We start from the raw sequence: 2,790 nt of genomic DNA, 5'->3' as shown, positions 1-2,790 counted from the left end.
CACCGTCCACCCGCTCGCCGAGGCGGCTGAGGCCGCCCGGCTCGTCCAGACGAACCGGCACACCGGCAAGGTGGGCGTGCTGTGCCTGGCACCCCGCCCGGGGCTCGGGGTGACCGACCAGGCCATGCGGGACCGCGTCGGCGAGGACCGGCTGAACCTGTTGCGCGACACCGAAGCCCCGTCAGAGCCGGTCCCCGCTCCAGTGACCCCAGGGCCCGAGGCGGCCGTCGCCGTACCGGCCCGATGACCCCGCCGATCCCGAGAAACGGAGACTCCGAGTACCCGAGTACCCCGAGTACCCCGAGTACCCGAGTACCCCGAGTACCCCGAGTACCCGATGACACGGACGGACCGGACGGACACGGCCGACCGGCCGAACAGACCGAACGGCGACGGCGGACACCGTGGACGACGCCATGATGCTCGGCTGCTCCCATCCGATGGGCCCGCTGCGGCTCGCGGACCTGATCGGGCTGGATGTGGTCCTCTCCATAGCGGAAGCCCTCCACGAGGAGTTCCGGGAGCCCCACTACGCCCCACCGCCGCTCCTGCGACGCCTGGTCGAGGCCGGCATGCTGGGCCGCAAGGCGGGCAGGGGCTTCCACGGGTACGCCGGCTGACTGCACCCGGCCACCCGGAGGATTCCCTGGTGCAGAGGGTCGCCGCCGAGGGGAGCAGGGTGCCGCCGTACGCCTTGACGCCGTTGCTCAGCCCGCCGACTCGCCCGCGTGCGGGCTCAGGGCACCCATGGAGACGAGCACGATGATCAGGATGCCGAGGGCGATGCGGTACCAGACGAACGGCATGAAGCTCTTGGTGGAGATGAACTTCATGAACCAGGCGATGACGACATATCCGACCACGAACGCGATGATCGTGGCGAAGATCGTCGGCCCCCAGGAGACATGGCCCCCCTCCATCGCGTCCTTGAGTTCGTAGCCGCCGGAGGCGAGTACGGCCGGGATGGCGAGGAGGAAGGAGTAGCGGGCCGCGGCCTCGCGCTTGTAGCCCATGAGGAGGCCGCCGCTGATGGTGGCGCCGGAGCGGGAGACGCCGGGGATGAGGGCCATGGCCTGGCAGAGGCCGTAGATGAGGCCGTCCTTGACGCTGAGCTGTTCCAGCGTCTTGCGCTCCTTGATGGCGCGGTGCTTGCCGCCGGTCTCGTCGCGGGCGGCGAGACGGTCCGCGACGCCGAGGACGATGCCCATGACGATGAGCATCGTGGCGGTGATGCGGAGGTCACGGAACGGGCCCTCGATCTGGTCCTTCAGCGTGACGCCGAGCACACCGATCGGGATGGAGCCGATGATGACCAGCCAGCCCATCTGCGCGTCCTGGCTGCCGCGCAGCTCCTTGTTGAACAGGGAGCGGAACCACGCCGAGATGATGTTGGCGATGTCCTTGCGGAAGTAGATCAGCACCGCGGCCTCGGTACCGATCTGGGTGATCGCGGTGAAGGCCGCGCCCGGGTCCTCCCAGCCGGAGAAGGCCGCCGTCAGGCGCAGATGCGCGCTGGAGGAGATGGGGAGGAACTCGGTCAGCCCCTGGACGAGTCCGAGGATGAGGGATTCAAACCAAGACATGAAGTTACGTGGTCCAAGCGCTGATCGTGAAGGGCCGGCGGATGACGTACCCGCGCCGCGGAAGCGCGTCGAACGGCCGTGCGGGGCGGGTGATCACAGGTGCTGGGGGCAGCCTAGCGTCCCTTGGGGACAGGGCCGTCACAGGGGTTTCGCAGGGCCGTGTGGGGGACGGGCGGGGGATGGCCGGGGACGGGTGCGCGGCCCGGGGGAGAGGGGCGGGCGCGCCGGGCATTCCGAGGGGTGGAACGGCCGAATCCGTGGTGTTGACCAGTCACTATGTCCGCACATACGTTGCTGGCGAGGGAAAGCGCTTGCCGTTGCGAGGGTCGCCGTTCCGCCGGAGCCCCTGGCCACCAGGCGTTGGCCACCGTCCGACGTCACGTTCGATGGAGTGCTGATCACGTCCATGCCCACAGCCAGCAACGACCCGAGCCCGACTCCGGACCACCTACCGACCGGCCCCACGACCCCCCTGACCGGCCGCCGTGTCCGCGCCGCGATCGTCGGTATCGGCGCCATCGGGGGCGGCTCCCATCTCCCGGCGCTCGCGAAGCTCGCCGAGGAGGGCGAGACCGAGGTCGTCGCCGCGGTCGACATCGATGCCGAGGCGGTCGAGCGGTTCTGCGCGGAGCACGGCATCCCGCACGGCTACACCGATCTGGACCGCATGCTGGCCGAGCAGCGCCCCGACCTGGTCAGCATCTGCACCCCGCCCACCCTGCACCGCGACCAGACCATCGCCGCGCTGCGGGCCGGTGCCTGGGTGTGGTGCGAGAAGCCGCCGGTGCCGACGCTGGCCGACTTCGACGCCGTGGAGGCGGAGGAGGGCACGGAGACCGGCGGACCGTACGCCTCGATCGTGTTCCAGCACCGCTTCGGCTCGGGTTCACGGCATGTACGGCGGTTGCTCGCGGAGCGGAGCCTGGGGCGCCCGCTCGTGGCGCACTGCCAGACCACCTGGTACCGGGACACCGCCTACTACGCCGTGCCCTGGCGCGGGCGCTGGCAGACCGAGGGCGGCGGGCCCGCCATGGGTCACGGCATCCACCAGATGGACCTGCTGCTCGATCTGCTGGGCCCGTGGAGCGAGGTGCGGGCGATGGCCGGGCGCCTGGTCCACGACGTGGAGACCGAGGACGTGTCGACCGCCCTGGTGCGCTTCGAGAACGGCGCGCTGGCCACCGTCGTCAACAGCGTCCTCAGCCCC

General features: G+C 70.4%; 3 protein-coding genes and 1 pseudogene. 3 read left to right on the top strand and 1 reads right to left on the bottom strand.

What is annotated here, in order from left to right; genetic code table 11:
• Together STRIP9103_RS18905 and STRIP9103_RS18900 are read left to right on the top strand one after the other, a co-directional pair.
• Positions 1 to 247, top strand: a 247-nt coding sequence (locus tag STRIP9103_RS18905) for a hypothetical protein (RefSeq protein ID WP_048820549.1), incomplete at its 5' end; no start/stop codon positions are given.
• Positions 248 to 389: 142 nt separating this feature from the next.
• Positions 390 to 620: pseudogene (locus STRIP9103_RS18900) on the top strand (3-hydroxyacyl-CoA dehydrogenase family protein); the annotation flags it as partial.
• A gap of 87 nt (positions 621 to 707) precedes the next feature.
• Here STRIP9103_RS18900 and STRIP9103_RS18895 read toward each other — a convergent pair.
• Positions 708 to 1,583 (bottom strand): undecaprenyl-diphosphate phosphatase, encoded by an 876-nt coding sequence (locus tag STRIP9103_RS18895; protein ID WP_009314726.1) that lies wholly within the window; start codon positions 1,581 to 1,583, stop codon positions 708 to 710.
• A 406-nt stretch (positions 1,584 to 1,989) separates the two neighbouring features.
• On the opposite strand from STRIP9103_RS18895, the gene STRIP9103_RS18890 reads away from it, so the two are divergent.
• Positions 1,990 to 2,790: Gfo/Idh/MocA family protein (locus STRIP9103_RS18890; protein ID WP_199790553.1), on the top strand; the 801-nt coding region annotated here is incomplete at its 3' end.

Origin of the sequence: Streptomyces ipomoeae 91-03 (genome assembly GCF_000317595.1) — a bacterium.
Classification (GTDB): Bacteria; Actinomycetota; Actinomycetes; order Streptomycetales; family Streptomycetaceae; genus Streptomyces; species Streptomyces ipomoeae.
The sequence above is the reverse complement of the archived record's forward strand: the minus strand, read 5'-3'. Positions and strand labels throughout refer to the sequence as shown.

Excerpts from the sequence above, each read along its gene's own strand:
- STRIP9103_RS18895 (WP_009314726.1), bottom strand. The coding sequence starts at position 1,583 with ATGTCTTGGTTTGAATCCCTCATCCTCGGACTCGTCCAGGGGCTGACC.